Here is a 26,170-nt window from a genome sequence, read left to right as displayed (position 1 = left end):
ATGATAATGTTTTCGTTATTTATAGGGATAACTGACAGAGAATTAAACCGAATAAATTTTCAGGATCGGTGAAAACCTTGAGCGGGTTTAATCCCTTTGATTCCAGGTCTTTTTGCATAGTTTCTAGGTTGAATTTACGCGAGATTTCTGTTAAAATACTCTCCGATGCTTGAAAATTAACTGTTAAATCGAGTTTTTTGAGATGAACAGGGTGAGTTTTTTGACAAATTAAATACATTTCAATTTGAGATTTATCTTGATTATAGATAGCTTGATGACTAAATAAATCAAGGTTAAAATCAGCTTGAAAACGCCAATTTAAATGGGAAAGCATATTTAAATTAAAAGCGGCTGTCACCCCTTGAGCATCATTATAAGCGGCTTCTAATATTGCCGACGGTTTTTGGAGATCAATCCCCAATAAAAAATAATCTCCAGCTTTTAAGACAGTGCCAATTTTTCCTAAAAATTTATCACATTCAGCCGCAGAAAAATTACCGATCGAACTTCCCAAGAAAAAAATCATTCTGGTATTATCGGAAGCATTTTGATAATAAGCTAAGGCCTGTTCATAGGTTCCAATTAACCCCTGAATCGGTAAATTAGGATATTCTTTTTGTAATTCTATGGCACTAGCTTGGAGAATAGTTTCACTAACATCGATAGGTACATATTTAGAGGATTTTTGTTGCCGATAATAAGCGTCCAATAACAGACGAGTTTTAGTGGAACTACCACTACCTAATTCTATCAATTCGCAGGGACCTGTATAGGCGACAATTTCTTGAGCATATTCTTGGAGAATAGCCGCTTCTGTCCTAGTGGGATAGTATTCTGGCAATTGACAGATTTCTTCAAAAAGTTGGGAACCTTGCCGATCATAAAAATATTTAGATGGTAAACTTTTGGGGGTTTTAGTTAATCCTTCAATCACATCTTTTCCCTGATCTTTAACTATATTTTTACCGGTGGCAGTGGTGGCTAAATACTCAATTTGTAATAGTTCTTGTTTAGATGGTTTAAGTTGCATAGATTCTCCAGATTATTCTCCAGTTTTTTGATTGTTCTCGATCGATACCGAGGATGAAATCCACTTTGACAGCTTGAATGCTGGCAGAGATTATCGTTCCCCGGTAATTTTACCATAAAACGCCACAAAATTTACCTCTTGTCTAGATAGACAAGGTTTGTGGAAGGTAAATAAAAGCTGTTAAATCCATCGAGATGGGTGCTGATATTATCCAAGCAAAATTACCCGTTCAATTAATCAGTAAAAATTGCATTTCCTCTAAGCTAAGGTTTTCTTGGATATAGCGAGGATTAAGGGGATGATAAGGACTAGCAAGACGATCTATCCTAATAATTGTCGCCGTTTCAGGAATGATCGGAATATCGGGATCGTAGGGGGTGCTGCGAGTAAGAGAACTAGAAAAACCCTTAAAAATAGAGATTTCTTCCTCCTCCCCATCCACAGCAATAGTCACCAATAAAACCTCGTGGGGATTTTTGAGGGTGTATTGTTCGAGTTGTTGACCAATATTCATAGAAAAATGGCTAATTATCGATAGCTAAAGACTTACTGTTGTAAAGCTGAACGTCCCTGTTTGCCAAGGCGAATAAGAATAAAATGGGCAAAATAGAGAGTATAAAAAGAGAGACCAACCAAACCAAAAAAGCCCAAAACATTAGCGGTAGCTTCTGAATGAAAAATCTCGCGAAACTGCCAAGGTGCTTCCTGCCAAACTTGACAATAGGGAGAATTTAGCAATTCCCCTGACATAGCACAGGAGAGAAAAGGTAAGGTAGAAATCGCGCCCAGAGGAGAATAGATAGTTACTGCCCAACGCCAAGCAGTGGTGACAAATTTAATCGGACTAGCGGGTAAATCTTTAATTTCATCGTTAATATCCACCCAAAACCAGAGGGAAATCGGGATTAAAATCTTAGCTAAAAAACTGGTAACAAAACCAATTGGCCAGGAAGCGATCATTAAATATACAGTAATTAATAAAAGACTAGCCACTCGCCAATAGATAATCAACAATTTCTGTAATGATTCGATTTTTGCAAATAAAGACCAAATCAACAAAATTGCCGGAATAATCACCGTAAATAGGACGGCTAAACGATAATCTATCCAAACGAGAGGACGAAACCAAAGTTGATTCATAAACTATTCAGACATAATTACACTGTCAACATTTTACTGTCTTCGGACGCAGCAGCTAAAATCGGCCACAGCTTGACCAACAAACAAGAAAACGAGGGGCGATCTCTTTATAGTTGAGATCGCCCTAAAGCTAGGATTCTACTGTGAGGAGAGAAAAAACCGCTGCCCGATTCCATTAATCTTCATAAATGCGACACTCGGCGGCACCGGGATTATCATCACAATACTGTTCGAAGTTGGTTTTTTGGGGGTGGTCTTGACGTTGGTGAGCGGCTTCTGCTTGTAATTCTTCCACCGCATCCCAAGCGGCGGCACATTCACCAGAGGTAGCACCTTCCGTACTACAGACGGCTCTGGCATTTTCTAGCTCTTCTTGAATTTTATCTTGGATATTGCTCATGATTCCTCTGGAATTGATCTATTGACACTCTAACAATTATACAGTCACCTTCTCAAGCCACAGGATCGGTTATCCCACTCGATCGCCTTTCCTGTGCTATTGAGCCGATCCTAGCGCAATTGTTGGGGAATTTAAGATCAAGATTTCCTGACTAGGCCAATTTTTAGCCCAGATTTCGCACTGGAGAAACGCCACAGGGATTTCTCCCCGGGATAGACAGCGAGCAGAAGCATATACTGACTTATTTAGGCCGTCTTACCAGTCTCGATGCTCCCTTAGACAGGGTGGCGCAGATCGAATAAGTTATTCTAGGGACTAGGGGAAAAAGACTGTTTTGCTGGCAATAGTCAGCATTCCTGTCACCAAAATGTAACTTTGGCATCTAAGGCCTTAATATCCCCTTTAATTTCTCCTAAACTGTTTTCGATCGCCTTCTGTCCATTTTCTAGGTTTGTCAGTCGGGACTCGATCGCTGTCAGTCGGGATTCGATCGCTTTCTGTCCGCTAACGATTAAATCTTCTAACCTTTTCAGATCATTCTCGGTAACTGCTGTCATCAGTGACAATCCTCTTAAAGTTGAATTTTTCCCCAGTCTCCTATCAATACTCTATCAATATTTTCTCGGTCGAGCATTTCTACTCTAGAATAAAAGATATTGCAATCCCTGTTAGGGAATTTATTAGAAACTTGAGGTATGTAAATGTGACATAATCACAGTATGGAATATGAATATCATTGACGCTTTAAATCTCAAAAACCCCCAAGATTACCCTTCTAGAGAAGCTTATCAGCAAGACGTTGTCAAAGCGGTACAGGTATTGATGCGTCTAGGTATTATGGATAGTCCCTCGGCCGATTTAACCGCTTCCCTAGACTCTATCCTTGAGAAATTACAAGAGGATGAACTGGCTATCTACGGTAGAAAACGCAGTAAACAAGAAATTATCGCCGATTTAAAGCAAGTTAATAAGTACCTAAGCAAAATTAATTACACATTTCGATAAAGCTTTTGCCTCTTGCCTATTGCCTCTTGCCTGTCTTCACTAGGAAATTTATTTTGCATGACTACTTAGTGAAATTGCCGAACTCGATCGAGAAATAGCCGACTTAGAATGGCAAATTGCCCTCAAAAAAGCTGAAATATCTGTTAATGAGGCATCTTAGGGTTTTTTATCTTGATTCTGGTTCGGTTTCTGCAAACTGAGTGTAATAATCATCCGCACTAATAAACTTCATCGTGAGTCCCAATTGACTCCAAAAGAATTGCCTGTTTCTGCTCATATTCAACGAATTTAAAGACAATTCTTAAATCACAGCCCACACTACAAGCATAAGAGTCTTTAAGCTCCCCTTTTAATTTGTGTGTTCTTAATCGAGGTTGAAATGGATCTACGGATAATAAAGCTAAAGTTTCTTGGATATTTTGAACTAAAAAAGCCTGTTTTTTCACAACTTTTCGAGCATTTCTAATAAATATATTCGAGCGTAATAAAACAAAATTCACGAAAGGATTTCCTCCATGATTTGTTCAGGTGTCAGGGGTTGACATTGACCTTGTGCAAATTCTTGTTGAGCTTCTTGAACATCTCTAACCAACTCTGTTCTTTTTTGATCTCGAAGACGATTCTGTAAAATATGAATGAGATTTTCTTGATCTTCAAGGGGAAGTTGCTCGGCTGCTTCTAGAATCTCTGCAAAGGTTGTTTGTATTGCCATTTTCTTAAGGGGCGATCGCTTAAACTATCTAGAATTTACAATCAAGGCTAAAAATAGCGAGAGTTACCGCATAACCATTCATTATATGGACATTTTTTGTCTAGTCAACTATTTATAACTAACTATATTATGCCCAAGCTTATATATACAATCAATATATACATAACCTATATGTATAATACATACATAACGAACGCCTGTTCCCCAGTTTTAAGAAGTGCCTAGGAGACAATTCATACTCTTTCAAGTCAGGAGATAGGAGATGGGGGAATGGGGAGATAGGGAAGTGGGGAAATTTCAACTAATACTCCAAAACCCCAAAACCTCAAAACCCCAAAACCTCAACTATCTGTTTTTTTACTTTATTACTTCCCTCAAATGTCCTTGTTCAATTTTCCAGTGACGGTCAGCAATAGGCAATAATTCCCCAGCATCGTGACTAACTACTAATAAAGTCCAGTGTTGTTTGAGACTAGCGAGAAGTTTAGCCAATTGACGACGCATAGACCAATCTAAACCGGCCGTAGGTTCATCGAGAAGTAACAGATTAGGCTGCCGGATTAACTGGACAGCGAGGGATAAACGACGCTGTTGACCACCACTAAGATTGTGGGGAGAAGTATCCAGGGGAATGTTTTCTAATCCTACCTCCTTTAAGGCCGCCGTTAGGCGATCGCTTTTAATCTCCGGATGACCGAGACGCAACTCCTCAAGGATGGTTTTACCGCAAAAATGACGTTCAGGAAACTGAAAAACGATTCCTCCTAATTGTTGCAGGTGCAGCACCGTTAATTCTTGGTCGCGCCAGTGAATCGTCCCTGCCGTTTTATCGGCAAAGCCTGCTAGAATTTCCAAAAGAGTCGTTTTTCCGGAACCACTGGGCCCGACAATCAGACCTAATTCTTGGGATGCTAATTCGAGATTAATCCCCTGTAAAATGGGATTGAGGGCAGCGGGAGGATGATAAACCACATCTTTGAGATAAAGCATTGACAGGAAAATAACTGGAAATTAAGTCTAGAAACCCGTTTCTATTGTGACAGATTTTTTCATTCGCTCAAGGAGACTTTTGACCATGGTGCTGAGGTTAGGTTTAACGAAAAAAATGGCGATCGGTGCTTCGCTGGCTGTTATGGTAGTGGTTAACTGGATTAGTCCAGGGTTAGCTGGAGATCCTTTCCGCAAAACCAATCCCCGACCGATTGGTGATAAGACCGAGGCCGCTTTTAACGCTATTTTTAAACAAGGTAATTATCTAGAGGCAAAAAAATTAATTGTTGAGGCCACAGAAAAGGAACCCCAAGAACCTTTGTCTCATGCTATGCGTGCCTCTCTTGCTTTTACCGACCAGGATTGGAACACCCTCAAAACCTACTCCGAGAAAACTAAGGCAGCGGCCAAACAAATGCAGGACAGCGACCCTTTAAGGGGAAATTTGTATCTCGCGGTGGGGAGTTTTTTGGAGGGAACCTACGTTTTTCAAACCGAAGGTGCAGTATCGGCCATCCCCAGATTACAACAGGTGTTTCAGTATTTGGAAACCGCAGAAAAGGTTAATCCTACGGATCCGGAATTGAACCTGTTAAAGGGTTATATGGATTTGATTTTAGCGGTTAATTTGCCCTTTTCTAGTCCTCAAGAGGCAATTCAACGGCTAGAAACCTATGGGAGTCCTGATTACTTGGTCGATCGAGGTATCGCTCTAGCTTACCGGGATTTAAAGCAGTATGATCAGGCTTTGCGGTTTATCGATAACGCTCTGAAAGCGACCCCCGAGAATCCGGAATTAATGTATCTTAAGGGTCAAATCCTGAGAATTCAAGGCAATACGGATAAAAATACTGGCTCTTTGAAACTGGCATTAGATTACTTTAATAATGCCCTGAAAAAACAGGAACAACTCCCCGAATCGGTCAAAAAACAGTTAAATCGCGAACACCGTAAGGTACAGGAGGAGATTAAATCCCTAGAAAACACAGCTAGTCGTTAAAAAACGTCTAAAAATAGTCAATATTTGTTTTTTTATCAGTTATCAGTTTTTGAAGGCAGGAGGCAAGAGGCAAAGGGCAAAAGGCAGCCGTCAAGAGTGCATCGCAGATTTGCAGGAATACCGACAATCAGCAATTATCAGTGACTCTTAGATGATAACAAATGTATCAGCAGCTGCGTGTAAGCATCCCACCGAAAAACTAATGCGCTCCGGGGTTTGGGGGCGGCGCCACGCCCCCAACGGGGGGTTTGGGGGGTAGAACCCCCCAAAAGCTGGGATTGAGTGGTAAAATCAGAAACAACGCCCGATTTTAGCAGGGGGGTTTCTCCGTAAAAATCCCAATTGGTAGATTTACAAAAATGAGATGTACCCGCCGTCAAATTTTGCCAAAACAGAAAATCCCCTCTTATGTTATATAAAGTAAAGGATTATTAAGCTTCCCGGAAGTTTATTAATTAAAGTTAAAAATATATTGACAAAAAAATTGGCTTGTGGTATAGAGCAGAATTTGGCTAAACCTCCTAGCTGATTTATTGTCAAGGGTTCACCTAAGTGTAATTGGAGATTTCATGACGGCAACGACGGATAAATTGCATGGGGAGTTGATCACCTCGATCGAGCCAGACTTTAAACTGAAAGATATTATTCAAAGCATTCCCAAAGAATATTTCCAGAAAGACCCGCTTAAAGCTTGGTTTGGTGTAATTACGAATATTTTGGCGGTCATTGCCGGTTATGCAATGCTAGTTTATTCTCCCTGGTATTTACTGCCTTTAGCTTGGATTTTCACGGGTACAGCTTTAACGGGATTCTTTGTGATCGCCCATGATGGCGGTCATCGGTCTTTTTCTAATCGACCCTGGGTTAATGATCTTGTCGGTCATATTTTCCTCTTACCCCTTATCTATCCCTTCCACTGCTGGCGTTTCCTCCATGATCGCCATCATGCTAAAACTAACATGGTAACGATAGATAATGCTTGGGATCCGTGGGAATTAGAAGCTTTTAACTCGGCCAATCCCCTAGTGCGTCTCTTTTATCGCGGCATTCGCGGACGTTTCTGGTGGCTCGGTTCGATCGCCCACTGGGCTATTCTACACTTTAATATCGAACAATTCAAGGAGAACGAACGGGAAAAAGCCCGCTTTTCGATGATTGTCGTCCTAGTTTTTGCCGCTATTTTTTTCCCAACCCTCATTTTCTACACTGGTGTCTGGGGATTGGTTAAATTTTGGGTGGTACCTTGGTTTGTCTATCATTTTTGGATGAGTACCTTTACCCTTGTCCATCACACAGACCCCGATATTCAATTTTTCCATCCTGAAGACTGGAATCAAGCTTTAGCGCAACTAGAAGGAACAGTTCACTGTAGCTATCCCCGTTGGGTAGAAATTCTCTGTCACGATATTAATGTCCATATCCCCCATCATATCTCGACGGCGATTCCTTCCTATAACCTCCGCAAAGTTCACGCTAGTCTCCAAGAAAATTGGGGTAGTCACCTGAAAGAAACCCAGTTTTCTTGGGCATTAATGAAGCGAATCGTTGATTATTGCCATATTTTCGACTCCGAAACCGCCTACAAAACCTTTAAGGAAAGCCGCGGTTAAATCAGTGATCAGTGATCAGTTATCAGTGGGTAAGTTATCAGCTATCAGATTTGAGTTTTAAGTGACAGTATTAAATCGAAGTTTCCTTGTCTTTTTACTGATTGCTGATTATTGATCACTGAAAAAAGATTACCAGCAACCGCGTTTACCATTGGGCATAACTGTTAACCAATTGGTTTTTGCCATAGCGATTTGTTCTCGAGTTACTTGGGCATCAGAGAGATTAGCCCCGCAAAGATTAGCATCTTTGAGATTAGCGTAGCGAAGACGGGCGCAGGTGAGATTAGCCCCGCGTAAATCGGACTCTTCCAGGTCTGCATAACCGAGATAGGCATTATTTAAATTGGTATTTTTGAGAATCGCTTGACTGAGATTAGCCTGGCCCAAATCCGCATTGGACAGATCCGCCCCTTGTAAATTAGTTCCTGTTAATTTGCATTGAAAGAAATTTACCCGCAAAAGTTGTACTTTAGACAGATTGAGATTCGATAATTCCTCCTGGGCGAAATTGCGCCGGCCGTTATTGTAAGCATAGAGAATCGCTTTTTCATCTAAGCGGCGTTTTCTCTTCGGTAAGGTTATATCTGGGCTGCTGTGGTCTTTGTTTTTCGGCAGTATATTTGTATTAGTTATTGAAAAGGCCATCTGCGCCCCCGGCAGATTATCTGGAGAGGTCTCTGGATTTTTATTTTTGGAGCGAAATTTAGAGTTGAGAGAGCTAGAAACGGAAGAAGTGGCTATTTGACCTGAATCTTGTGGTGGTTTCGGGGAAGTAACCATTGGAGCCGCGATTAAACTTTGGGCTAGACTATCGGCATAAGCGGTCATGTCTAAAGCATCCATTACCTCTTGGGCGGATTTGTAGCGATGACGGATGGAGACTTGCAGCATTGTTTTCAGGACTTTAGCAAACTGAGGACTCACCTTGACTAATTTTTCCCAGAGTAATTCACCTGTATTGACATCAACTTCGATAGTCTTAGGAGATATGCCCGTGAGTAGATAGATACAGGTAACTCCCACGGCATAGATATCACTGGCATAGACCGGACGCATGGCCATCTGTTCGGGAGGGGCATAACCTTGGGTACCCACGGCAAAATTAGTCAAAGCGTCTTGAGAATTGACATTGGCAATAACAGTGTTAACTTGATTTTTGACAGCCCCAAAGTCAATCAGAACCAATTTTCGATCCGTGTGCCGAAGAATTAGGTTAGCGGGTTTGATATCCCGATGAATTACCCTTTGTTTGTGGATATATTTCAAAATCGGCAAAAGTTCACTTAAAACTTGTTTGACTCCCGCTTCGCTAAACGGGCCACGTTTTTTTACCTCTTGGTAGAGGTTATGACCTTTAACGTATTCCTGAACTAGATAAAACTGTTGATTATCTTCAAAATAGTCCAATAATCGGGGAACCTGCGGATGAACCCCCAGTTTTCCTAGGGTTTCCGCTTCTCGCTCAAAAAGTTCCTTGGACATCTTAAAAACATTAGCATCATCAGTGCAAGGTCGCAGTTGTTTGACCACACATAGGGGGGTACCTGGTAGGGACAAATCCGATGAGACAAAGGTTGCCCCAAACCCTCCTTTCCCTAAAATGCCTAGAATTCGATAGCGGTTGTGCAGAAGCAGTTTTGAACCGCAACTCTCGCAGATTAACGCTGTTGCGGCGTTTTTCGGTTGAGGACAGTCGGGATTAAGGCAGTAGGAGTAGGTCATATAGAGTCACCAGTTGACCGATACTTTTTTGCTAAGACAGTTCAACAATGCACCCTCAGAGATTCTCCTCAAGAGGAGGTATCTCCGAAAGTCCAAAACCAGAGATATGAGACATTCAAAGCGCCTGTAACGCTTTTTTGTGTCATTGCTTAGTTAACGCAGGGGCAACTTATCAAGATGGCGTTTGCTTGTTAACTGGGATTTTTTCCTTAACTCTTTTAGCTTACCACAGATTTTAAAATTGGCTACCTCTGCTAATTGTCAACTAATCTTAGCTTTTCTTGATAATTCAACACCCCTAATCACTTTTTCCCTTTCATCAAAGCGGCCCGGGCCTGTTCGCGGTCATCGAAATGGATTTTTTCCGTCCCCAAAATTTGATAATCTTCGTGACCTTTACCGGCAATAATTACTCCGTCTCCCGGTTGTGCTGCTTGAATAGCCGTGTCAATGGCCAAAGCGCGATCGCTAATTACCTGAACAGTAATTTCTGGGGGAATGCCAGCGATAATATCCTCAAGGATTCGTTCGGGAGCTTCTGTGCGGGGATTATCGGAGGTAACTATGGCTAAATCTGCTAATTCTGCCGCTATTTTCCCCATTAACGGCCGTTTTGTCCGATCTCGATCGCCGCCGCAACCAAAAACACAAATCATCCGACCAGAAATAAAGGGACGTGTTGCTTTTAAAACATTCTCTAAACTGTCGGGAGTATGGGCATAATCGACAATGACGCTGATATCTTGGTCGGGAGCGATGCTAACCCGTTCCATCCGCCCCGGTACTCCTGAAAACTGGGGAATTTGACCGATTACTGTCTCTAAATCTACACCACATTCTAACACTGCCGCCACCGCCGCTAAGAGATTAGCCAGATTATATTGACCCACCAGAGGAGAAGCAAAGGCTATTTCCCCTTGGGGAGTCACCATCACCCCTTCCACTCCCGTGGGTTGATAGTGTAAATCTTTAGTATAAAAATCGGCACGAGCATCGCACACACTATAGGTTAAAACCTGTTGAGGAGAGAGGGAGGCCGCTAAACGTTGACCGTAGGCATCATCAAGGTTAATAATCGCCTTACCTTGCAGATAATCGGGACTAAATAATTTAGCTTTAGCGGCAAAATAATCCTCCATGTCGAGGTGATAATCGAGATGGTCCCGGGTGAGATTGGTAAACACCGTCACAGGAAAAGTACAACCCTGTACCCGTCCCTGGGCCAGTGCATGGGAACTAACTTCCATGACGGCGATTTCATTGCCGGCGCTCACTGCTTTGGCTAAACTGGCTTGTAACTCGTTAGCGAAAGGGGTGGTATGATTAGCAGTTTCTTGGAATCCTTGCCAACGGGTATAAAGAGTCCCGAATAACGCGGTGGGAATCCCTGCTTGGCTGAGAAAATATTCAATTAGATGGGTGGTGGTGGTTTTGCCGTTGGTTCCCGTCACACCGATTAATTTTAGGGTAAGGGCCGGATAATGATAGAATTTAGCAGCGATCGCAGCAGTGGCAGTAACTAAATCTGCCACAACGATTACGCAAGCATCCTCCGGGGGGGGAAATTTAGCTGCGGCTGCTGGGGAGATAAGCGCCGCTAGGGCCCCGGTTTCCAGAGCGGAACGCCAAAATTCGCCCCCATCGACGCGAGTACCGGGTAAACCGATAAATAAATCTCCCGGTTGACAAGCATGGGAATTAGTAGAAATTCCTGTAATCTCGGTAATAGAAGCGATAGGAGAAGAAATCGGGGAAACCAGAGGGATAGTTGTTAAAAGCTCTTGTAGTTTCATAGTCAGGATTGAATCTAGGGATTGCTGCTTTTAGATTAGCCGATTATCAAAGAGGTTCCTAGGCTATTAATTTAACGATAAAAAAACTCAGCAGTAAGGATATCAAGCGCGATAAGCTAAAAAAAACAAGGCTATAGCTTGTCAACTATTGAAGATTTTCTGCTGACTATTTTCGGGATATTTATATGCAATTCGTCGATTTTCTGGCTCTCATTCATCCTGTCCTAGCGATAGTGGTCGTTTTCCCCATTATCGGCCTCGTAGTTAACTTTGCTTGGCAAACCCGTCAACGTCGCTTAGAAACCGCTGCAGGAAATAAAAGTAAAATTCCGCCAGTGGTCGGGCCAGAACATCTACGCTTAGGCCGCTGGTTAACGGGTACAGTGGTAGGGGTTAACCTGTTAGCACTAGCTTACTCGGTCGTTTACGGTTTTAATGGTTTTGTCGATAAACAAAAAGACGGAAAATTAGACTCCTTTCAGGCCTTTTTTGTGATTTTGATGTTTTTTGTCACCATTGCCTCTTTGGTCTGTCTCTACCGCGCTAGACAAGCTCTCTGGCGCGGAATTTTTGCCACCTTGACCAGCATCGGTTTAATTATTATCGGTTCTCAGGATGGGGTCTGGCGACTCTCGGCCCAATGGTACTGGTCCCACTACTATATCGGTATGGCCGCATCATTACTGATGATTTTCTCTCTGGCCATTGTTGAAGATATCTATAAAGACCGTTCCCATCGTTGGCGCATCGCCCATACAATCCTCAATTGTATCGCTCTGGCTCTCTTTCTGGGACAAGCCATGACCGGTTCGAGGGATTTGCTGGAAATTCCCCTCAGTTGGCAAAAACCGGCAATTTATCGCTGTGATTTCACCAATAAAACCTGTCCCGAACCGAAATCCCAAACCCCCCTCATCAACCCGATAAGTTAAACTTTTTTAGGGACTGGGAGAGGGAGAGGGAGAGGGTATGGGTTCCTCAAACCAATTGGCAATCTTACCAAGTTGGGGCAAATACCTCGCCGCTTCATCTAAGTCACTGTCATCGGGTTTCAGGTTTGTGATTAATTCAGTCCATTCTACCCCTTGGGTTACAGCAACAGCATTGTCAGCATCGTCAGGTGAGGCACAGGTTGAAATTTTGCCCCAATTTTTACCCCAGGCAGCACCGATAAAAGTACCAGTACCAGTTTTATCGAGGGAATAGTCACGAGCAAAGATAAACGCTTCTAGTCTTTGGTCTCCTTTCAGACAAATTTGCGGCGCGGTGGAACCTGAGCCATCGGCATAAATTTGTAGATTGCCCGGTTTACAAACCGTGGGTTCGGTAACACCGCTGCAGTCGTGTTCGATGGCACCGTTAATATTACCTTTAACATAAAAAACTACCCGTTCCCCCGCAGTAATGGTAATCTTCTCGCCATCATCCAAGTTGATATTATCAACGATATACTCGTACACTCCGCTAGGAGATGGTGTGTCTCCCAGTCGGGGAAAAGTTTCAGAACTGGTAAGTGCCAGGTTTTGCTGACCAGGGGGATGGGGAGGGCTGGTGGGAGGCTCCGGTAAATTGGGGAAAGGCACAATAGTGTTATCAATAAATTGCGCTTTGTAGGGGGGATTGGGTGCAGATGGGGGCTGTTTAATGTCATTCCCGTTAACATCACATTCTAGGTTCACCACATCCCCTTGAAAGTCAGCACTATCTTCGCCACTTACCATGGCTCCCTCGCTCACCCACAAAGCGGGAACCGTGGTACGAGTGAATGCGAGGGGACGGGAAGGCAGAATCGGGATAGTTACCACCACGCGGTTACGCGAGGCGGCATTATCGCCACTATCTCTATCGATATCAGTATTAGTTAGGTCTGTTTCGGCACTGGTGCGAGAACGTCCTTCTAGGGTGAGAACTCCCCAACCCAAAATATTGGGGTCAGAGCTTGGGGTAAAATTGTATCCAACCACGCGATCCACGCGATAATAACGATTATTACCGAGATCAAACCATTGACCCCCGCTCAAACCTCTTAATTGATCGATTTTTGCGCTCAGGGTATCAGCATCGTCAGGATTACTACAGTAGGCAGCAGTGTATAATTTTTTTAAATCTTTTTGTAAATCGGTACTGGGATTAGGAACTACTTGGGCGGTCTGCCAACAGCCTTTAGGAGTACAATTACTATTACTATCAACCGTTGCCATAACTCGAACGCTATTAAGTAAATCCTGCACCCGCGTTACCCCAGCTTCGGAACTTCTTAAAGCATCAGCCCGGGCTTTTTGGGCAATTACTTTCGATTGGTCTCCTTGGGCGCGCATCATCATAGTTATTCCTGTCACCATGAGGATAAGTCCAATCAACACGGCAAGAGGCAAGGCAAACCCTTTTTCCCTATTAGCCATCAGGTGAAGGTATAAACGATTTTTCATAAGCCAGTCCATCTAAGAATGGTTACTTTTATTATAATAACAATTAGCTGGTTATAATTAAATTGAAGATGGATCCCCCCTGCCCCCCTTGATAAGGGGGGGGGCAGATTCTCCCTTATTAAGGGGTGTATCTGACATTTTTTAACACCTAACTACTAATCAATTTTTGGTCAAGTGACAACTGTGATAATACAGGGATAGCACTGTGATTAAAATCACAGACAAAGATCAGTTGATAGGATGGTCAGCCAATAGTTTTTTGATAATTATTTTCGACTTTTGACTTAACTAAAGGGCTGTTTTTCCATTCAAAAATGCCCGCCAAATCAAGCTTATACCCCGACAAAAGCTGATAATTAACAACCAAAGGGATTGTAATTCTCCTGCCGTATTTTTCGGTTGCCAGCGCTGGGGACGACAGAATAAAAAAGTAATTAGCTTTCTCTGCTCTGATAGGGTAAGTGGCTGGAATTTAAGGGCTGCTTGCCAGATTTTGCCTCGTTTTTCTAGATTGACTAGATGAGCATATAGGCGCAAATCTTCGCCTAAAATATCTAGGAGTAACTTTTCTGAGTAGATGGGTTCCCTTAGGTTAATTTCTGCTCCTATTTCCGAAAGTTTTTTCAGATTGCCCTGTATAATTATATCCGATTCTGTTATCAATTTAACAGGAGATTCCAGCACTTGGTATTCAGTTTCTAGGGTGAGGGGAGCTTCCAATAAAGCCACCAGAGCAGTCATGATAATAACCACGTTATATATAGCCAAAATTAAACCAAAATTTAGGGGACTTTCTTGATAATTATGATGGTGTAAATTAAAGAAAATACTAATTAAGGTAATGGTGAGAAAAAACAGCAATGGGTAGGATAAGTGCCAATTATATTGATAATTTTGGCGAGCAATTCCCTTGGGTGTCACCTGAAATCCTTTGTCAAAGGGTTTCCAAAGAACATGGAGAACTGTTAGGGATGTAGGTACACAAATAATCATCGATAGTACCTCAGAAAAAACAATTGAGCGCGAGCGAGAATTTAACCAGTGATAAGTGGCTAACTGCAGCATCATGTAGGGTAAAAAGATATATATTGTCTCATTGATGGTAATGTTCAAAGGTACGATATATCCAAAGGTATAAAGGAGAGGAATAAGCAAAGAAAATAAACGAGCTAAGGGAGAAAACCAAAATAATATTCCTTCTAAGTGTGCCAATCTTTGAGGTAGAGTTAATCCCGCAATTTTTAGGGGATTAGCTTTGATAAAAAATGCCTGTAAAGTTCCCCTTGCCCAGCGCAATCTTTGCAGTAAATAAGCTGATAAACTTTCAGCAGATAAACCAGCACTGAGTTTTTCATTTAAGTAAATAACTTCATAACCTTTGGCAGAGATAGCAATCCCAGTGAAATAGTCTTCACTAATAGATTCTATATTAAAATATCCCACTTCCTCTAAGGCTTTTCTTCTGACAATAAAAGAAGTGCCAGCACAAACAGGACTACCCACACCATCTTTAGCTGGTTGGATATGACGATAAAATAATTCTTCGTCGGGAGTAACGATATTTTCTAAACCTAAGTTATGGGCGATAGGATCAGTATTATAAAAGCTTTGAGGAGTTTGCACTAAGGCAATTTTGGGGTTTTGAAACCAGCCAACAGTTCTTTCTAGAAAGTTCTGACAAGGAATAAAATCTGCATCAAAAACCACCACTAATTCCCCTTGGGTTTGTTTGAGAGCATGGTTTAAATTACCTGCTTTAGCATTTTTTCTATCCTCACGAGTCAGATAATGACAATTTAATTTTTCTGCTAATTCATAAATTTCTGATCTCTGGGTATCATCGAGAATATAAATATTTTTATGAGGATAATTAAGGGCTTGACAACCGATAATAGTTCTTTTTAAGATAAAGGCTGGCTCATTATAGGTGGGAATCAGAATATCTACCGTGGGCAAATACTGTTTATTGATCACTGCTTGGCTATAAAAATCAGCTTCTTTGCGTCTATCTTTCGTGGTTAAGACTAAAAATAACTGAATTATGCTACTACTTAAAACTATCATCTCAATGCCTAAAAGCAGTAAACTAAAAAAGCCATTGAGAGGAGTAGAAAGATTTAAGGTTTCCAGAATCCTCCAGATTAGATAGCGCAGGGTGATAGCGAGAGTGATAGAAATAATGACTAATCTTGACCAAACTTGCGGATGCGGAGACAAGAACATGATTAACTGCGTAAAAATTAGCAGAATAACCGTGGGTAATAATAATTGATAGCTATGAGCAACCGAGGGAACTTTGATCCAAGCAAAGGGGTTAAAAAAATCTTCTACTAAACCAAGGAGTAATCGATAAATATTGTGTTCTGGCCAAGATAATGATAAACTGACCATCATTAACCCGCCGATCACTGCTAACATAATTAAGATAACTGATATTATCGCTAACATCGACTTAAATGGGGAGGAATACACTGGTTTTTGAGGGAATGGAAAAATCGATTCTTGGTTAGACATGAATCCTCTTCTGATCAAATAAATCTAACTACATTTTACAATTCTTAACAAAAAACCAGGCATTTTTGGCAATGACAGGAGCGCTCTCCACCAAAATGCTAAATTTTGTATCAAACCCAAGATGAAACTAGCCAGAAAAAGTCTGGAAATAGTATAATTCGGTTAACCGTGAGGAAAAATTAGTCTATGATAGCCGTCAAAATCGCCGTTGTTAGCGCTCTCGTTTTGGTTGTGGTCAAATTCGTCGCTTCTGTTCTAGGCAAAGGCAATATACCCCTACTTAATCAGGCTGTCACTGTGATTTTAAGCCTTTTTATCGGTTTTGAGTTGATTCAACTAGGACAAACGGTGATTGAAAAGATTAATTAAGAGCTAAACGGGCCAGATAGAAGCTAGTAATAGTTTTAGCATCGATCGATTCTCCCCTGGCGATCGCTGATTCCATTTCCTCAAAACTCATAAAAACCACTTCTATATCCTCATCGGCATCTTGAGCGGGGGGCAAGCTTAATTTTTCCAGATCTTGCGCCAGAAAAGCATAGATATATTCATCGGAATAACCCGGTGCCAGGGCAAATTTACCCAAAGATTGCCAATTATGGGCCCGATAGCCTGCTTCTTCCTCTAATTCTCGTTTTACCGTCGTAGCAGGGTCTTCTCCTTCATCAATCGTTCCGGCGGGAAATTCCAGAATTCGAGCTTGCAAACTAAATCGATACTGACGTACTAAAACTAATTGACCTTCCTTGGTGATTGGAACTGCTAAAGCACCCCCTGGATGACGCACACATTCCCATTCTCCCTCGACACCGTTAGGTAAACGCAGTTTCGAGACTTCAAATTGAAAGACCCGACCTTGATAAAAAAGACGTTGTTGGAGCAATTGAGGCGATTCAGACATAGAAAATTTTCAACTAGGACTTTCAGAATTAATATCAACAAATGTCACCTTTGTCACCGGTGTTTCAGGTTATAATAGGAAATGCTGTCTTTACAGGTTAAATCTTTTTCGAGAAACCCCATGGCAAAAAAATCGATGGTAGAACGCGAGAAAAAACGCGCTCGTCTCAGACAAAAATACGAAGCTAAAAGAGCGGAACTAAAAGAACAATTCCGCACCGCCGAAGATTTTGAAGAAAAACTGGCAATTCACCAAAAATTACAGGAATTACCCCGCAATAGCGCTCCTAGTCGTCACCGCAACCGTTGTTTAACGACCGGCAGACCTAGAGGATACTATCGCGATTTTGGTTTATCCCGCAACGTTTTACGCGAATGGGCCCACCAAGGTCTTTTACCCGGTGTGGTCAAGTCTAGCTGGTAGTCAGAAACAATATCTAGGGAAAATACCGGGATAGAGGCGTGGTTTTTGCGTCTCTATTGCCGTTTTTAGATAGGGTTTGCGGCAAAAAGTACGGGCGAAGCATTCGGATAGAAAATCTACGGTTTCACCGATAGGTTATTGCCCGAATGCTTCGCCCCTACAGGACGCGATCGCCGCTCAAGATGCCAGGTTTTGAAGCACGATTCTCTCAAAATCTTGCACCTGTTTCGCCAGAAAAGCCACAAAACCCTTACCTTGCCTACATTTCACATTTATTCAGCAAGCCCTAAACAAAAACTCTCGATCGAGCGATCGAGAGTTAACCATGAACAAAAAATTCACCTAGACTACAGTAGCAGCCTTACGGGCAGCAGCGGCCTCATCGGGATGAATACCGAGACGAGTGAGATTGAGACGACCTTTACTATCGATCTCGCGTACCTTGACTAACACCTCATCCCCCACGGCCACTTCATCTTCGACCTTACCGACGCGTCCCTCGGCCAATTGGGAAATATGGATCATTCCCTCTTTCCCCGGCAAAACTTCCACAAAAGCGCCGATTTGGATAATGCGAGTCACGCGACCGAGATAGACCTCACCCTCATTGAGTTTGCGGGTCATATTGTAGATCAGTCGTTTAGCTTTTTCGGCCTGTTCCCCATCGGTGGAGGAAATAGTCACAGTCCCATCGTCATCGATATCGATTTTCGTGCCGGTCTGTTCAGTAATCCCTTTAACCGTCTTACCACCTGGCCCGATGACTAACCCGATCAGATCCGGATCGATCTTGATCGTCAATAACCGGGGTGCGTGGGGAGATAATTCCGTGCGGGGTTTTTCTAGGGTCGCTAACATCTTCTCGAGGATATGTTTGCGGGCCGGTAAAGCTTGTTCGATCGCCTTGGCCACCACTTCCATGGTTAAACCGGGGATTTTCATATCCATCTGGAGAGCGGTGATGCCAGAATCAGTACCAGCTACCTTAAAGTCCATATCTCCCAGAAAATCCTCAATACCCTGAATATCGGTCAAAATCCGCACTTCTTCCCCTTCTTTAATTAAACCCATGGCCGCACCGCTAACGGGTTTTTTCAGGGGAACACCGGCATCCATCAGCGCCAGGGTAGAACCGCACACGGAACCCATGGAGGTGGAACCATTAGAAGAGAGGACTTCCGACACCACCCGCAGCACATAGGGAAATTCCTCCTGGGGGGGAAGGACAGGCACGATCGCCCTTTCCGCTAAAGCACCGTGACCGATTTCTCGACGGCCGGGAGAACGCATGGGACGGGTTTCACCGACGGAAAAGGGTGGGAAATTGTAGTGATGAAGATAGCGTTTTTCATCTTCGGGATGGAGATCGTCCCCCAAATCCTGAGCATCACCGGGGGTGCCAAGGGTGGCGATCGAAAGCACCTGGGTTAAACCGCGATTAAACAAACCGCTACCGTGAACCCGACGGGGTAAAACTCCCACCCGGCAAGAAATCGGCCGTACTTCGTCCAGTTTGCGACCATCAACCCGCACCCCATCCTCGATAATTTGGGCACGCATCAGTTTTTTGGTCAGATCCTTAAAGAGATTACCGATTAACTTCGGCTCTTCCAGAGTTGGAGCTTTTAAGGTATCTTCGTCGGGGAGAGCGGTTATAGTTTCCTTGATCCGATTTTCGATCGCCTCTAATTTCTCATCCCGTTCGGTTTTGCTGAGGGTAAACTGACAGAGAATCTGTTTAATTTCCTCTTTAGCTTGTTCTCTCAGGAAATTCTGCACGGTTTCGTTTACTACTGGTGCTTCTCGGGTGACGAGGGGAATACCCAACTGATCGATCAATTCCCGTTGAGCGGTGATCAGGTCGCGCACTGCTTCATAACCAAAATCGATCGCCTCAATAATATCCCGTTCCGGTAACTGATTGGCTCCCGCTTCGATCATCACCACCCCTTCGGGACTACCGGCCACCACTAGATCCAATTCTCCGTTATGGATTTCCTTGTAGGTGGGATTGATGATAAATTCATCCCCCAGTAAACCGACGCGCACCGCTGCCATCGGTCCTTGGAAGGGAATCCCCGCCAACAAAACCGCCACGGAAGCTCCGGTAACAGCCAAAACATCCGGGGGGACTTCCTCGTCCATCGAGAGGGTCGTAGCGACCACCTGAATATCATCCCGCATCCAATTGGGGAAGAGGGGCCGCAGGGGGCGATCAATCAAACGACCGGTCAGAATTGCTTTTTCCGGGGGACGACCTTCACGACGCAAAAATCCTCCCGGGATGCGCCCGGCGGCGTATAATCTTTCTTCGTAATCAACGGTTAAGGGCAGGAAATCTACTCCTTCTCTGGCTTTGGCTGTGGTTGCTGTCACTAAAACTGCCGTTTCTCCCGATTGGATCAGAACACTACCGCCAGCTTGGGGGGCTAAAAGCCCTATTTTTAGTCGAATATCCCTGCCATCAAAGGATATTGACTTGTCAAACTCTTCCATGTAAAGTTATATTCCTTTCTTTCACTTTTCTCTGTGCTGTGGCAATCCTAGCATTTTTTGTCCCCCTTTCCGACAGGTTTAGTATTCAGTGATCAGTTATCAGTGATCAGTTATCAGTTATCAGCTTTTTTCTCCCTGCTCCCTGCTCCCATCTCCCCACACCCCACACCCTACTCCCCACACCCCACTCCCCACTCCCCACACCCCACACCCCACTTTTAAACAGGATTTAACACTACTTGCTCAAACCTGCCAAAAAATGATAGCTTCAGATATAGGAATAATCTGGTTAAGAAAAAAATGTCTTCCCTTGCCGCTTGCTGGCCTAAAAATATTTCTAAGTATTAGCAAAACTGACTGACTGTCAGCAGTTGAGCGGGATTTTTCCTAGCTCGCAGAACTCCAGACAAAGAAAATTAAGAAAATTAAAAGGATTGTGTCTCTATTATCTCTCAGACGCTTCTAATCCAAAGAATTTGCGGGTTATCTTCAAATTAACCCCGTTTAACCCTATTTGTGGCTATCGATTATGGCTGAAAGTTATTTACTCAACAAACTGCAATCTGTAGAACAGACCTACACAGAATTAACCCGTCGTCTAGCGGATCCCGATGTCACCAGTAATCCGGGTGAATTGCATCGTCTGGCCAAATCCCGCGCTTCCCTAGAGGAAACGGTCAACACCTACGAAATTTGGCAAAAAAGTCAAGAGGATTTAATCGGTGCGAAACAAATCTTCAAAGAATCCGCCAGCGATCCCGAATTACGCGAAATGGCCGCCCTAGAAGTGGCAGCATTAGAGGCAAAAATCGCCACTTTGGAAGACCAATTAACAATTCTGCTGCTGCCCCGGGATCCCCTCGATGAAAAGAATATCATGCTGGAAATTCGCGCCGGGACCGGAGGTGATGAGGCCAGTATTTGGGCGGGGGATTTAGTTCGCTTGTACTCAAAATATGCCGAAACTCAAAAATGGAAAGTTAGCCTTTTGAGTGAATCTCCGGCGGATATGGGGGGATTTAAAGAGGCAATTTTAGAGATTAAAGGCGATAACGTCTATAGTAAGCTGAAATTTGAGGCGGGAGTCCATCGGGTACAGCGGGTTCCTCTGACGGAAGCAAGTGGTCGCGTCCACACTTCCACCGCTACCGTGGCGATTATGCCAGAAGTGGACGATGTGGAAGTGCATATCGATCCCAAGGATATTGAGTTAACCACGGCTAGATCTGGGGGAGCAGGCGGTCAAAATGTCAATAAAGTGGAAACTGCCGTCGATTTAATCCATAAACCCACGGGAATCCGGGTTTTCTGCACCGAAGAGCGATCGCAATTGCAAAACCGGGAACGAGCTATGCAGATTCTCCGGGCGAAATTGTACGATATAAAGTTACAGGAACAACAGGAAGCAGTCAGTTCCATGCGGCGCTCTCAGGTGGGAACCGGTTCCCGTTCGGAAAAAATTCGCACCTATAACTATAAGGATAATCGTCTCACCGATCATCGCTTAAATGAGAATTTTTCCCTCGATCGCATTTTAGATGGCGATATCGAAGAGGTGATTCAATCCTGTATCGCCAAGGATCAACAGGGAAAACTGGAGGAATTAGCCGCTGCCCAAGAGACAGCTTAATCAGTGATCAGTGATCAGTTACCAGTGAACAGTAAAAAGCTCCCCACTTCCGGCACTTTCCCCACTGGTGGGGGTGAGTGCGGGTGGGGAATGATGCCGGTTCCTTCAACTCACGACTAATTCTAAGCTTCCACTAAACGAAAAGCCGCACCCAAACCGACAGCGATCTCATCGGGAGAAATTTTCCCATCATGGTTAATATCGATCGCATCGAATACCGCATCGGTTCCCGCCCATTCTTCCCGGGTGATGAAACCATCACCATCATGATCATAGACTCGGAAAATATCTTCGGCGGCGTGTTCTAGGGTTGACTGACCTTCCAACTGGGTTAAACGTTGAATCAGCAATTGTTCCAATAATTCTAAAGCTTTGGTAAAACCTTGAATACCTTCCGCTAGTTTTTCAGAAGCCATGGCATCTTCGGCGTGCATTTTCTCAAAAGTCGCTTGATCCATGGCAATTTTGACAATATCAAGGGTTGCGGCCTGATCTGGATCGAGCTTACGGGGTAAATCGGCTTCTGTCTCTTGCAATTGCTCGAGAAGTTTCGGGGAAATGGTTAAAAGATCACAACCGGCTAACTCGCGAATTTCGCCGATATTGCGGAAACTTGCCCCCATAACTTCGGTTTTATAACCAAACTTTTTATAGTAGTTATAGATCTGGGTAACGGATTGGACTCCGGGATCTTCAGCGCCAACGTAGTCTTTACCAGTTTCTTTTTTATACCAATCGAGAATCCGACCGACAAAGGGAGAAATTAAGGTTACTCCCGCTTCCGCACAGGCGATCGCCTGGTGAAAACCGAATAATAGGGTTAAATTACAGTGAATTCCCTCTTTTTCGAGGACTTCTGCGGCTTTAATCCCTTCCCAAGTCGAAGCAATTTTAATTAAGACTCTTTCTCTAGAGATACCCGCTTGTTCATACTGGGAAATTAGATAACGGGCCTTGTGGATGGTAGCTTGGGTATCGTAGGAAAGACGAGCATCTACTTCGGTGGAGACGCGGCCGGGGACGATTTGCAGGATTTGCAGACCAAAACCGATCGCTAGGCGATCAAAAGCTAATTTGGCCACATCTTCCGGGGTGGCCTGCTCCCCTAATTCTTTTCTGGCCGCTTGTAGGGTTTGATCGACAATCGGCCGATATGGGGGCATTTGGGCCGCGGCCGTGATCAGGGAGGGGTTAGTGGTGGTATCTTGGGGGGTAAAAGCTTCGATCGCTTGGATATCGCCGGTATCGGCAACAACCACTGTAAATTGGCGTAATTGTTCTAGTAGGGTTTTAGCCATAACTTCTCCAGATGCGTGTTAACGCGAGACATTATCTGGATCTTAGCGATTCGATCAAGAGGAAGGGGAAAAATTCCCGATTGATTTAATTCCCAAGTACAGACCTGGCCAAAGTAAGGATGAGCCGGGGAATCTTTTGGCCACTCCTTGCCTAAAGTCCTCTATTTGTGATAGTATTAGTGATTGTGTCGATTTAATAAAAGGGAGTTTATGCCCAAGCTAAAAACGCGAAAGGCGGCGGCCAAACGATTCGAGGCCACGGGAAGCGGCAAAAAAATCAAACGTCGCAAAGCCTTCAAAAATCACCTACTCGATCATAAAAGTGCCGAACGCAAGCGCCGTCGTTTGTCCCAGATTACCCTGGTAAACGAGCGCGACGAGAAGGAAGTGCGCTTAATGTTGCCCTATTTGTAAGTTTTCCAGAAAAATTGTCTAAAGGATTATCATGTCTAGAGTAAAACGGGGGAATGTCGCCCGCAAGCGACGCAAAAAAGTTCTCAAATTAGCCAAAGGTTTTCGCGGTTCCCACTCGCGCTTATTCCGTACCGCTAACCAACAGGTAATGAAGGCCTTGCGGAATGCCTATAGAGACCGTCGCAAACGGAAACGCGATTTTCGTCGTCTTTGGATTACCCGCATTAACGCGGCTGCTCGTCAACAGGGCATCAGTTACAGCCAATTGACTGGACAATTAAAGAAAGCTAATATCCTCCTCAATCGGAAAATGTTGGCCCAATTAGCCGTCCTCGATCCCGTCGCTTTTGCTAAAGTGGTAGAAACAGCCAAAGGATAATTTAGCCCCAAGCATGACGGAAACTTGGCAAACGATTCAATTCCCCAGTTCAGAAAGTGCGATCGCTTTAGCGGGTCATCAAGAAGCTAACCTCAAATTGATAGCCAAGCAAACTGGGGCGAATTTAGTCCTCAGAGGCCTGGAATTGCGGATTGCGGGGCAACCGACCCCGGTGGAGCGTGCCACAGCGATTGTGCGCTCCTTAAGTATTTTATGGCAAGAGGCCAAGTTAATCGCCGAAGCCGATATTATGACCGCTATCCATGCCCTCGATACGGGGCGTTCTAGCGAGTATAAAGAACTACAGCAGGATATTCTCGCTCGTACCCGTCGCGGGGAGCTAATTCGGGCAAAAACCTTCCGTCAGCGTCAATATATCCAAGCGATTCAAAGTCACGATATCACCTTTTGTATTGGACCTGCTGGCACGGGGAAAACCTTTTTAGCCGCCGTTTTAGCCGTACAAGCTCTATTAGAAGATAAAGTAGAACGGATTATCCTCACCCGGCCGGCCGTGGAAGCGGGGGAAAAATTAGGTTTTCTCCCAGGGGATTTACAGCAAAAAGTCGATCCTTTTTTGCGTCCCCTCTACGATGCTTTATACGAATTTATCGAAGCGGCCAAAATTCCCGACCTGATGGAACGGGGTAAAATCGAAATCGCTCCCTTAGCTTATATGCGGGGACGAACCCTAGCTAATGCTTTTGTTATCGTTGATGAAGCCCAAAATACCACCCCAGCACAGTTAAAAATGGTCTTAACTCGCTTGGGATTCGGTTCGCGCATGGTAGTAACTGGAGATGTCACCCAAACCGATTTACCGCAACCACAGGAATCGGGGTTAATTGCCGCTCAAAAAATCCTCAAATCAGTAGAAGGGATCGCTTTTTGTTACCTATCCCGGGCCGATGTGGTGCGTCATCCCTTAGTACAAAAAATTGTCTCAGCTTACGAACAGCACGAAAAATAACAGATTGTTGAGATAGTCGCTCTTGTACTCTTGCGAGAGAGTATAGAATTAGGTTAATTTAACGCGATGTGCAACTAAAAACGACAGAATCAGGGTTCCAGGGGATACTTTATCTCTGCTGATTTCTGAAAGCCTTGTTGTAAATCAAGACTAAAAATATAGTTGCACACCGAGTTTAATTTAGCTTTTTCCCCTTAAACTAAAACCGACAAAGACGTAGTTTAAAGCGTTTCGGTATCCCCAAACCTCAAGGAATTGATAACGCTGCCATCCTTTCACCGAGCCAGTCTGAAAAGCTCTTAGGGTATATAGTTGGTTAGCCCAGTTGTGATCGTTTGTTGTAGCATGGTGAACACAGTGCGCCCCTAGGCTAACTGGAAGGATGGTCAGCCGAATAAAGACTGCTCCTACTAATTCTATGTACCATTTTAACCACTCTAACCAGTGGTCCGAGTGCGGGGGGTAAGCACCCAAATATAGGGCAAAAGATTTACCAATTACCTGAGATTTAGCTCCCTCATTATCATCGGCTTCATAGGCCCAATTATGCTCCGGTAGCTGTTGCAAGAGTGCGGCTGCATAGGTGCCGAGTTGGGTAAATACTGCCCAGAGTAAGCAGATTAAACAAGAATGGGTTAAACCCGCACAAACAGAGGCCAAGAAAAGCACAATCAGGGTGGCTATTTGATAGTTAATGGGGGCTTTAAGGAGATTAGTCAGACGAGCAAGGAAGGTTTCTCCGTAAAACTTGGGAGAGAGTAATAACTTGCCCAAATTTTGCCAATAGAAGGCCTCTTCTTGGCCAAATTCAAAACCTAACTCTTCTACTAGGTAGGGGGTATTCCCCTTGTCATTCATGGTAGCTAGGTTTTTCGGCGGGTGATGAATTAATAGGTGATCTTTTTTGAACAATGGAAAGGGCTTTTTCCCGGTAATTAAGGTAAGTAAACAACCTAAAAGATGGTTATAAGTGGGATATTGAGGGAAAAAAGCATTATGGGCGCAAAAGTGGGCTATTTCTTGCAATTGAGCCGCTCCAGCTACGGATAGCACCCATCCTAGGGGTATTAATTGCCAGTGGCTAAGAGCGATCGCTAATCCTCCTATATACTGGAGTATGCCATAGAGTAATTCTAAGGAGGGTGTGCTTTTCCAGAGAGGGGGAGCAAGGTAGTAGCCTGTTAGCCAGTCAAAGAAAGCTTGTACGAGACGATTATCGCTGAGTTGGAGCATCCCTAGGCGTGGATTATCCCTTAAAGCCGATGCTTGTGTTGGGGTGGGTTTTTTCAGTATCATGACAGTAGAAAATAAGTT

The 26,170-nt window shown here is 43.8% G+C and carries 26 protein-coding genes and 1 pseudogene; 11 read left to right on the top strand and 16 right to left on the bottom strand.

The features are described from left to right. Positions 1-19 precede the first annotated feature (19 nt). From egtD to ACQY1Y_RS08180, 5 genes and pseudogenes are all read right to left on the bottom strand, one after another. The gene (gene egtD, locus ACQY1Y_RS08200) at positions 20-1,030 is read right to left on the bottom strand and encodes an L-histidine N(alpha)-methyltransferase (protein WP_430014347.1); all 1,011 of its coding nucleotides are present in this window, start codon (positions 1,028-1,030) and stop codon (positions 20-22) included. 229 nt (positions 1,031-1,259) lie between these two features. Beyond that, on the bottom strand, positions 1,260-1,544 hold the full coding sequence (locus tag ACQY1Y_RS08195) for a hypothetical protein (RefSeq protein ID WP_430014346.1): 285 nt from the start codon (positions 1,542-1,544) through the stop codon (positions 1,260-1,262). Between the two features lie 32 nt (positions 1,545-1,576). Continuing rightward, positions 1,577-2,170 (bottom strand): DUF3177 family protein, encoded by a 594-nt coding sequence (locus tag ACQY1Y_RS08190; RefSeq protein WP_430014345.1) that lies wholly within the window; start codon positions 2,168-2,170, stop codon positions 1,577-1,579. Between the two features lie 175 nt (positions 2,171-2,345). Beyond that, positions 2,346-2,570: a Calvin cycle protein CP12 gene (locus tag ACQY1Y_RS08185; protein WP_430014344.1), complete on the bottom strand. Its 225-nt coding sequence runs from the start codon at positions 2,568-2,570 to the stop codon at positions 2,346-2,348. Between the two features lie 315 nt (positions 2,571-2,885). Beyond that, a pseudogene (locus ACQY1Y_RS08180) lies at positions 2,886-3,127 on the bottom strand (hypothetical protein). A 169-nt stretch (positions 3,128-3,296) separates the two neighbouring features. Between ACQY1Y_RS08180 and ACQY1Y_RS08175 the strand changes: the two are divergent. Further along, complete coding sequence (locus tag ACQY1Y_RS08175) at positions 3,297-3,575, top strand: hypothetical protein (protein WP_430014343.1); 279 nt, start codon at positions 3,297-3,299, stop codon at positions 3,573-3,575. Between the two features lie 218 nt (positions 3,576-3,793). On the opposite strand, the gene ACQY1Y_RS08170 is transcribed toward ACQY1Y_RS08175, so the two are convergent. From ACQY1Y_RS08170 to ACQY1Y_RS08160, 3 genes are all read right to left on the bottom strand, one after another. Further along, positions 3,794-4,075, bottom strand: coding sequence for a type II toxin-antitoxin system RelE/ParE family toxin (locus ACQY1Y_RS08170; protein WP_430014342.1), 282 nt, complete (start codon positions 4,073-4,075; stop codon positions 3,794-3,796). Beyond that, the gene (locus ACQY1Y_RS08165) at positions 4,072-4,287 is read right to left on the bottom strand and encodes a hypothetical protein (protein WP_002755017.1); all 216 of its coding nucleotides are present in this window, start codon (positions 4,285-4,287) and stop codon (positions 4,072-4,074) included. Before ACQY1Y_RS08165 ends, ACQY1Y_RS08170 begins: the two co-directional genes overlap by 4 nt. Before the next feature lie 357 nt (positions 4,288-4,644). Continuing rightward, positions 4,645-5,277 carry an ABC transporter ATP-binding protein gene (locus ACQY1Y_RS08160; protein WP_002755019.1) on the bottom strand — a complete coding sequence of 211 codons (633 nt, stop codon included), beginning with the start codon at positions 5,275-5,277 and terminating at the stop codon, positions 4,645-4,647. An 85-nt stretch (positions 5,278-5,362) separates the two neighbouring features. On the opposite strand from ACQY1Y_RS08160, the gene ACQY1Y_RS08155 reads away from it, so the two are divergent. Both ACQY1Y_RS08155 and ACQY1Y_RS08150 read left to right on the top strand, forming a co-directional pair. Beyond that, positions 5,363-6,277, top strand: a complete 915-nt coding sequence (locus ACQY1Y_RS08155) for a Sll0314/Alr1548 family TPR repeat-containing protein (RefSeq protein WP_002739989.1) — start codon at positions 5,363-5,365, stop codon at positions 6,275-6,277. Positions 6,278-6,846: 569 nt separating this feature from the next. Continuing rightward, the gene (locus tag ACQY1Y_RS08150) at positions 6,847-7,887 is read left to right on the top strand and encodes a fatty acid desaturase (RefSeq protein ID WP_002739807.1); all 1,041 of its coding nucleotides are present in this window, start codon (positions 6,847-6,849) and stop codon (positions 7,885-7,887) included. Positions 7,888-8,016: 129 nt separating this feature from the next. Here the strand turns inward: ACQY1Y_RS08150 and ACQY1Y_RS08145 are convergent, their stop codons facing one another. Then, positions 8,017-9,609, bottom strand: a complete 1,593-nt coding sequence (locus tag ACQY1Y_RS08145) for a protein kinase domain-containing protein (protein ID WP_430014341.1) — start codon at positions 9,607-9,609, stop codon at positions 8,017-8,019. A 302-nt stretch (positions 9,610-9,911) separates the two neighbouring features. Beyond that, positions 9,912-11,402, bottom strand: coding sequence for a UDP-N-acetylmuramoyl-L-alanyl-D-glutamate--2,6-diaminopimelate ligase (locus ACQY1Y_RS08140; protein WP_430014340.1), 1,491 nt, complete (start codon positions 11,400-11,402; stop codon positions 9,912-9,914). A gap of 185 nt (positions 11,403-11,587) precedes the next feature. On the opposite strand from ACQY1Y_RS08140, the gene ACQY1Y_RS08135 reads away from it, so the two are divergent. Beyond that, positions 11,588-12,334, top strand: a complete 747-nt coding sequence (locus ACQY1Y_RS08135; RefSeq protein WP_149107991.1) for a DUF4079 domain-containing protein — start codon at positions 11,588-11,590, stop codon at positions 12,332-12,334. Positions 12,335-12,340: 6 nt separating this feature from the next. On the opposite strand, the gene ACQY1Y_RS08130 is transcribed toward ACQY1Y_RS08135, so the two are convergent. Next, positions 12,341-13,831 carry a hypothetical protein gene (locus tag ACQY1Y_RS08130; RefSeq protein WP_430014339.1) on the bottom strand — a complete coding sequence of 497 codons (1,491 nt, stop codon included), beginning with the start codon at positions 13,829-13,831 and terminating at the stop codon, positions 12,341-12,343. A 288-nt stretch (positions 13,832-14,119) separates the two neighbouring features. Then, positions 14,120-16,345, bottom strand: coding sequence for a glycosyltransferase (locus ACQY1Y_RS08125; RefSeq protein ID WP_430014338.1), 2,226 nt, complete (start codon positions 16,343-16,345; stop codon positions 14,120-14,122). A 186-nt stretch (positions 16,346-16,531) separates the two neighbouring features. Here ACQY1Y_RS08125 and ACQY1Y_RS08120 point away from each other — a divergent pair, with 186 nt between their 5' ends. After that, positions 16,532-16,714: a hypothetical protein gene (locus ACQY1Y_RS08120; RefSeq protein ID WP_002739991.1), complete on the top strand. Its 183-nt coding sequence runs from the start codon at positions 16,532-16,534 to the stop codon at positions 16,712-16,714. On the opposite strand, the gene ACQY1Y_RS08115 is transcribed toward ACQY1Y_RS08120, so the two are convergent. Beyond that, positions 16,707-17,246: an NUDIX hydrolase gene (locus ACQY1Y_RS08115; protein WP_002743961.1), complete on the bottom strand. Its 540-nt coding sequence runs from the start codon at positions 17,244-17,246 to the stop codon at positions 16,707-16,709. The genes ACQY1Y_RS08120 and ACQY1Y_RS08115 overlap by 8 nt on opposite strands. A 120-nt stretch (positions 17,247-17,366) precedes the next feature. Between ACQY1Y_RS08115 and rpsN the strand changes: the two genes are divergently transcribed. After that, on the top strand, positions 17,367-17,669 hold the full coding sequence (gene rpsN, locus ACQY1Y_RS08110) for a 30S ribosomal protein S14 (protein ID WP_002740009.1): 303 nt from the start codon (positions 17,367-17,369) through the stop codon (positions 17,667-17,669). Between the two features lie 342 nt (positions 17,670-18,011). Here the strand turns inward: rpsN and ACQY1Y_RS08105 are convergent, their stop codons facing one another. Then, a complete protein-coding gene (locus ACQY1Y_RS08105; RefSeq protein WP_002755036.1) occupies positions 18,012-20,165 on the bottom strand; it encodes a polyribonucleotide nucleotidyltransferase in 2,154 nt (717 codons plus the stop codon). A 371-nt stretch (positions 20,166-20,536) separates the two neighbouring features. Here ACQY1Y_RS08105 and ACQY1Y_RS08100 point away from each other — a divergent pair, with 371 nt between their 5' ends. After that, positions 20,537-20,734 carry a hypothetical protein gene (locus tag ACQY1Y_RS08100; protein WP_071590362.1) on the top strand — a complete coding sequence of 66 codons (198 nt, stop codon included), beginning with the start codon at positions 20,537-20,539 and terminating at the stop codon, positions 20,732-20,734. Further along, complete coding sequence (gene prfA / locus ACQY1Y_RS08095) at positions 20,695-21,795, top strand: peptide chain release factor 1 (protein ID WP_287636724.1); 1,101 nt, start codon at positions 20,695-20,697, stop codon at positions 21,793-21,795. Before ACQY1Y_RS08100 ends, prfA begins: the two co-directional genes overlap by 40 nt. Positions 21,796-21,917: 122 nt before the next feature. On the opposite strand, the gene ACQY1Y_RS08090 is transcribed toward prfA, so the two are convergent. Beyond that, entirely contained in the window at positions 21,918-23,093 is a 1,176-nt protein-coding gene (locus tag ACQY1Y_RS08090; RefSeq protein ID WP_430014337.1) for a transaldolase, read from the bottom strand. Positions 23,094-23,303: 210 nt separating this feature from the next. Here ACQY1Y_RS08090 and rpmI point away from each other — a divergent pair, with 210 nt between their 5' ends. Genes rpmI through ACQY1Y_RS08075 form a run of 3 tightly spaced genes read left to right on the top strand, consistent with a single transcriptional unit; the run spans position 23,304 to position 24,856 of the window. After that, positions 23,304-23,507, top strand: coding sequence for a 50S ribosomal protein L35 (gene rpmI / locus ACQY1Y_RS08085; protein WP_002755041.1), 204 nt, complete (start codon positions 23,304-23,306; stop codon positions 23,505-23,507). Positions 23,508-23,538: 31 nt separating this feature from the next. Beyond that, positions 23,539-23,886 (top strand): 50S ribosomal protein L20, encoded by a 348-nt coding sequence (rplT, locus tag ACQY1Y_RS08080; RefSeq protein ID WP_002739593.1) that lies wholly within the window; start codon positions 23,539-23,541, stop codon positions 23,884-23,886. A gap of 13 nt (positions 23,887-23,899) precedes the next feature. After that, positions 23,900-24,856: a PhoH family protein gene (locus ACQY1Y_RS08075; protein WP_430014336.1), complete on the top strand. Its 957-nt coding sequence runs from the start codon at positions 23,900-23,902 to the stop codon at positions 24,854-24,856. A gap of 180 nt (positions 24,857-25,036) precedes the next feature. On the opposite strand, the gene ACQY1Y_RS08070 is transcribed toward ACQY1Y_RS08075, so the two are convergent. After that, complete coding sequence (locus tag ACQY1Y_RS08070) at positions 25,037-26,152, bottom strand: fatty acid desaturase (RefSeq protein WP_430014335.1); 1,116 nt, start codon at positions 26,150-26,152, stop codon at positions 25,037-25,039. Positions 26,153-26,170: the final 18 nt, after the last annotated feature.

The organism is Microcystis ichthyoblabe FBCC-A1114 (assembly GCF_050500245.1).
Taxonomy (GTDB): domain Bacteria; phylum Cyanobacteriota; class Cyanobacteriia; order Cyanobacteriales; family Microcystaceae; genus Microcystis; species Microcystis ichthyoblabe_A.
This window is presented reverse-complemented; position numbering and strand designations above follow the sequence as displayed.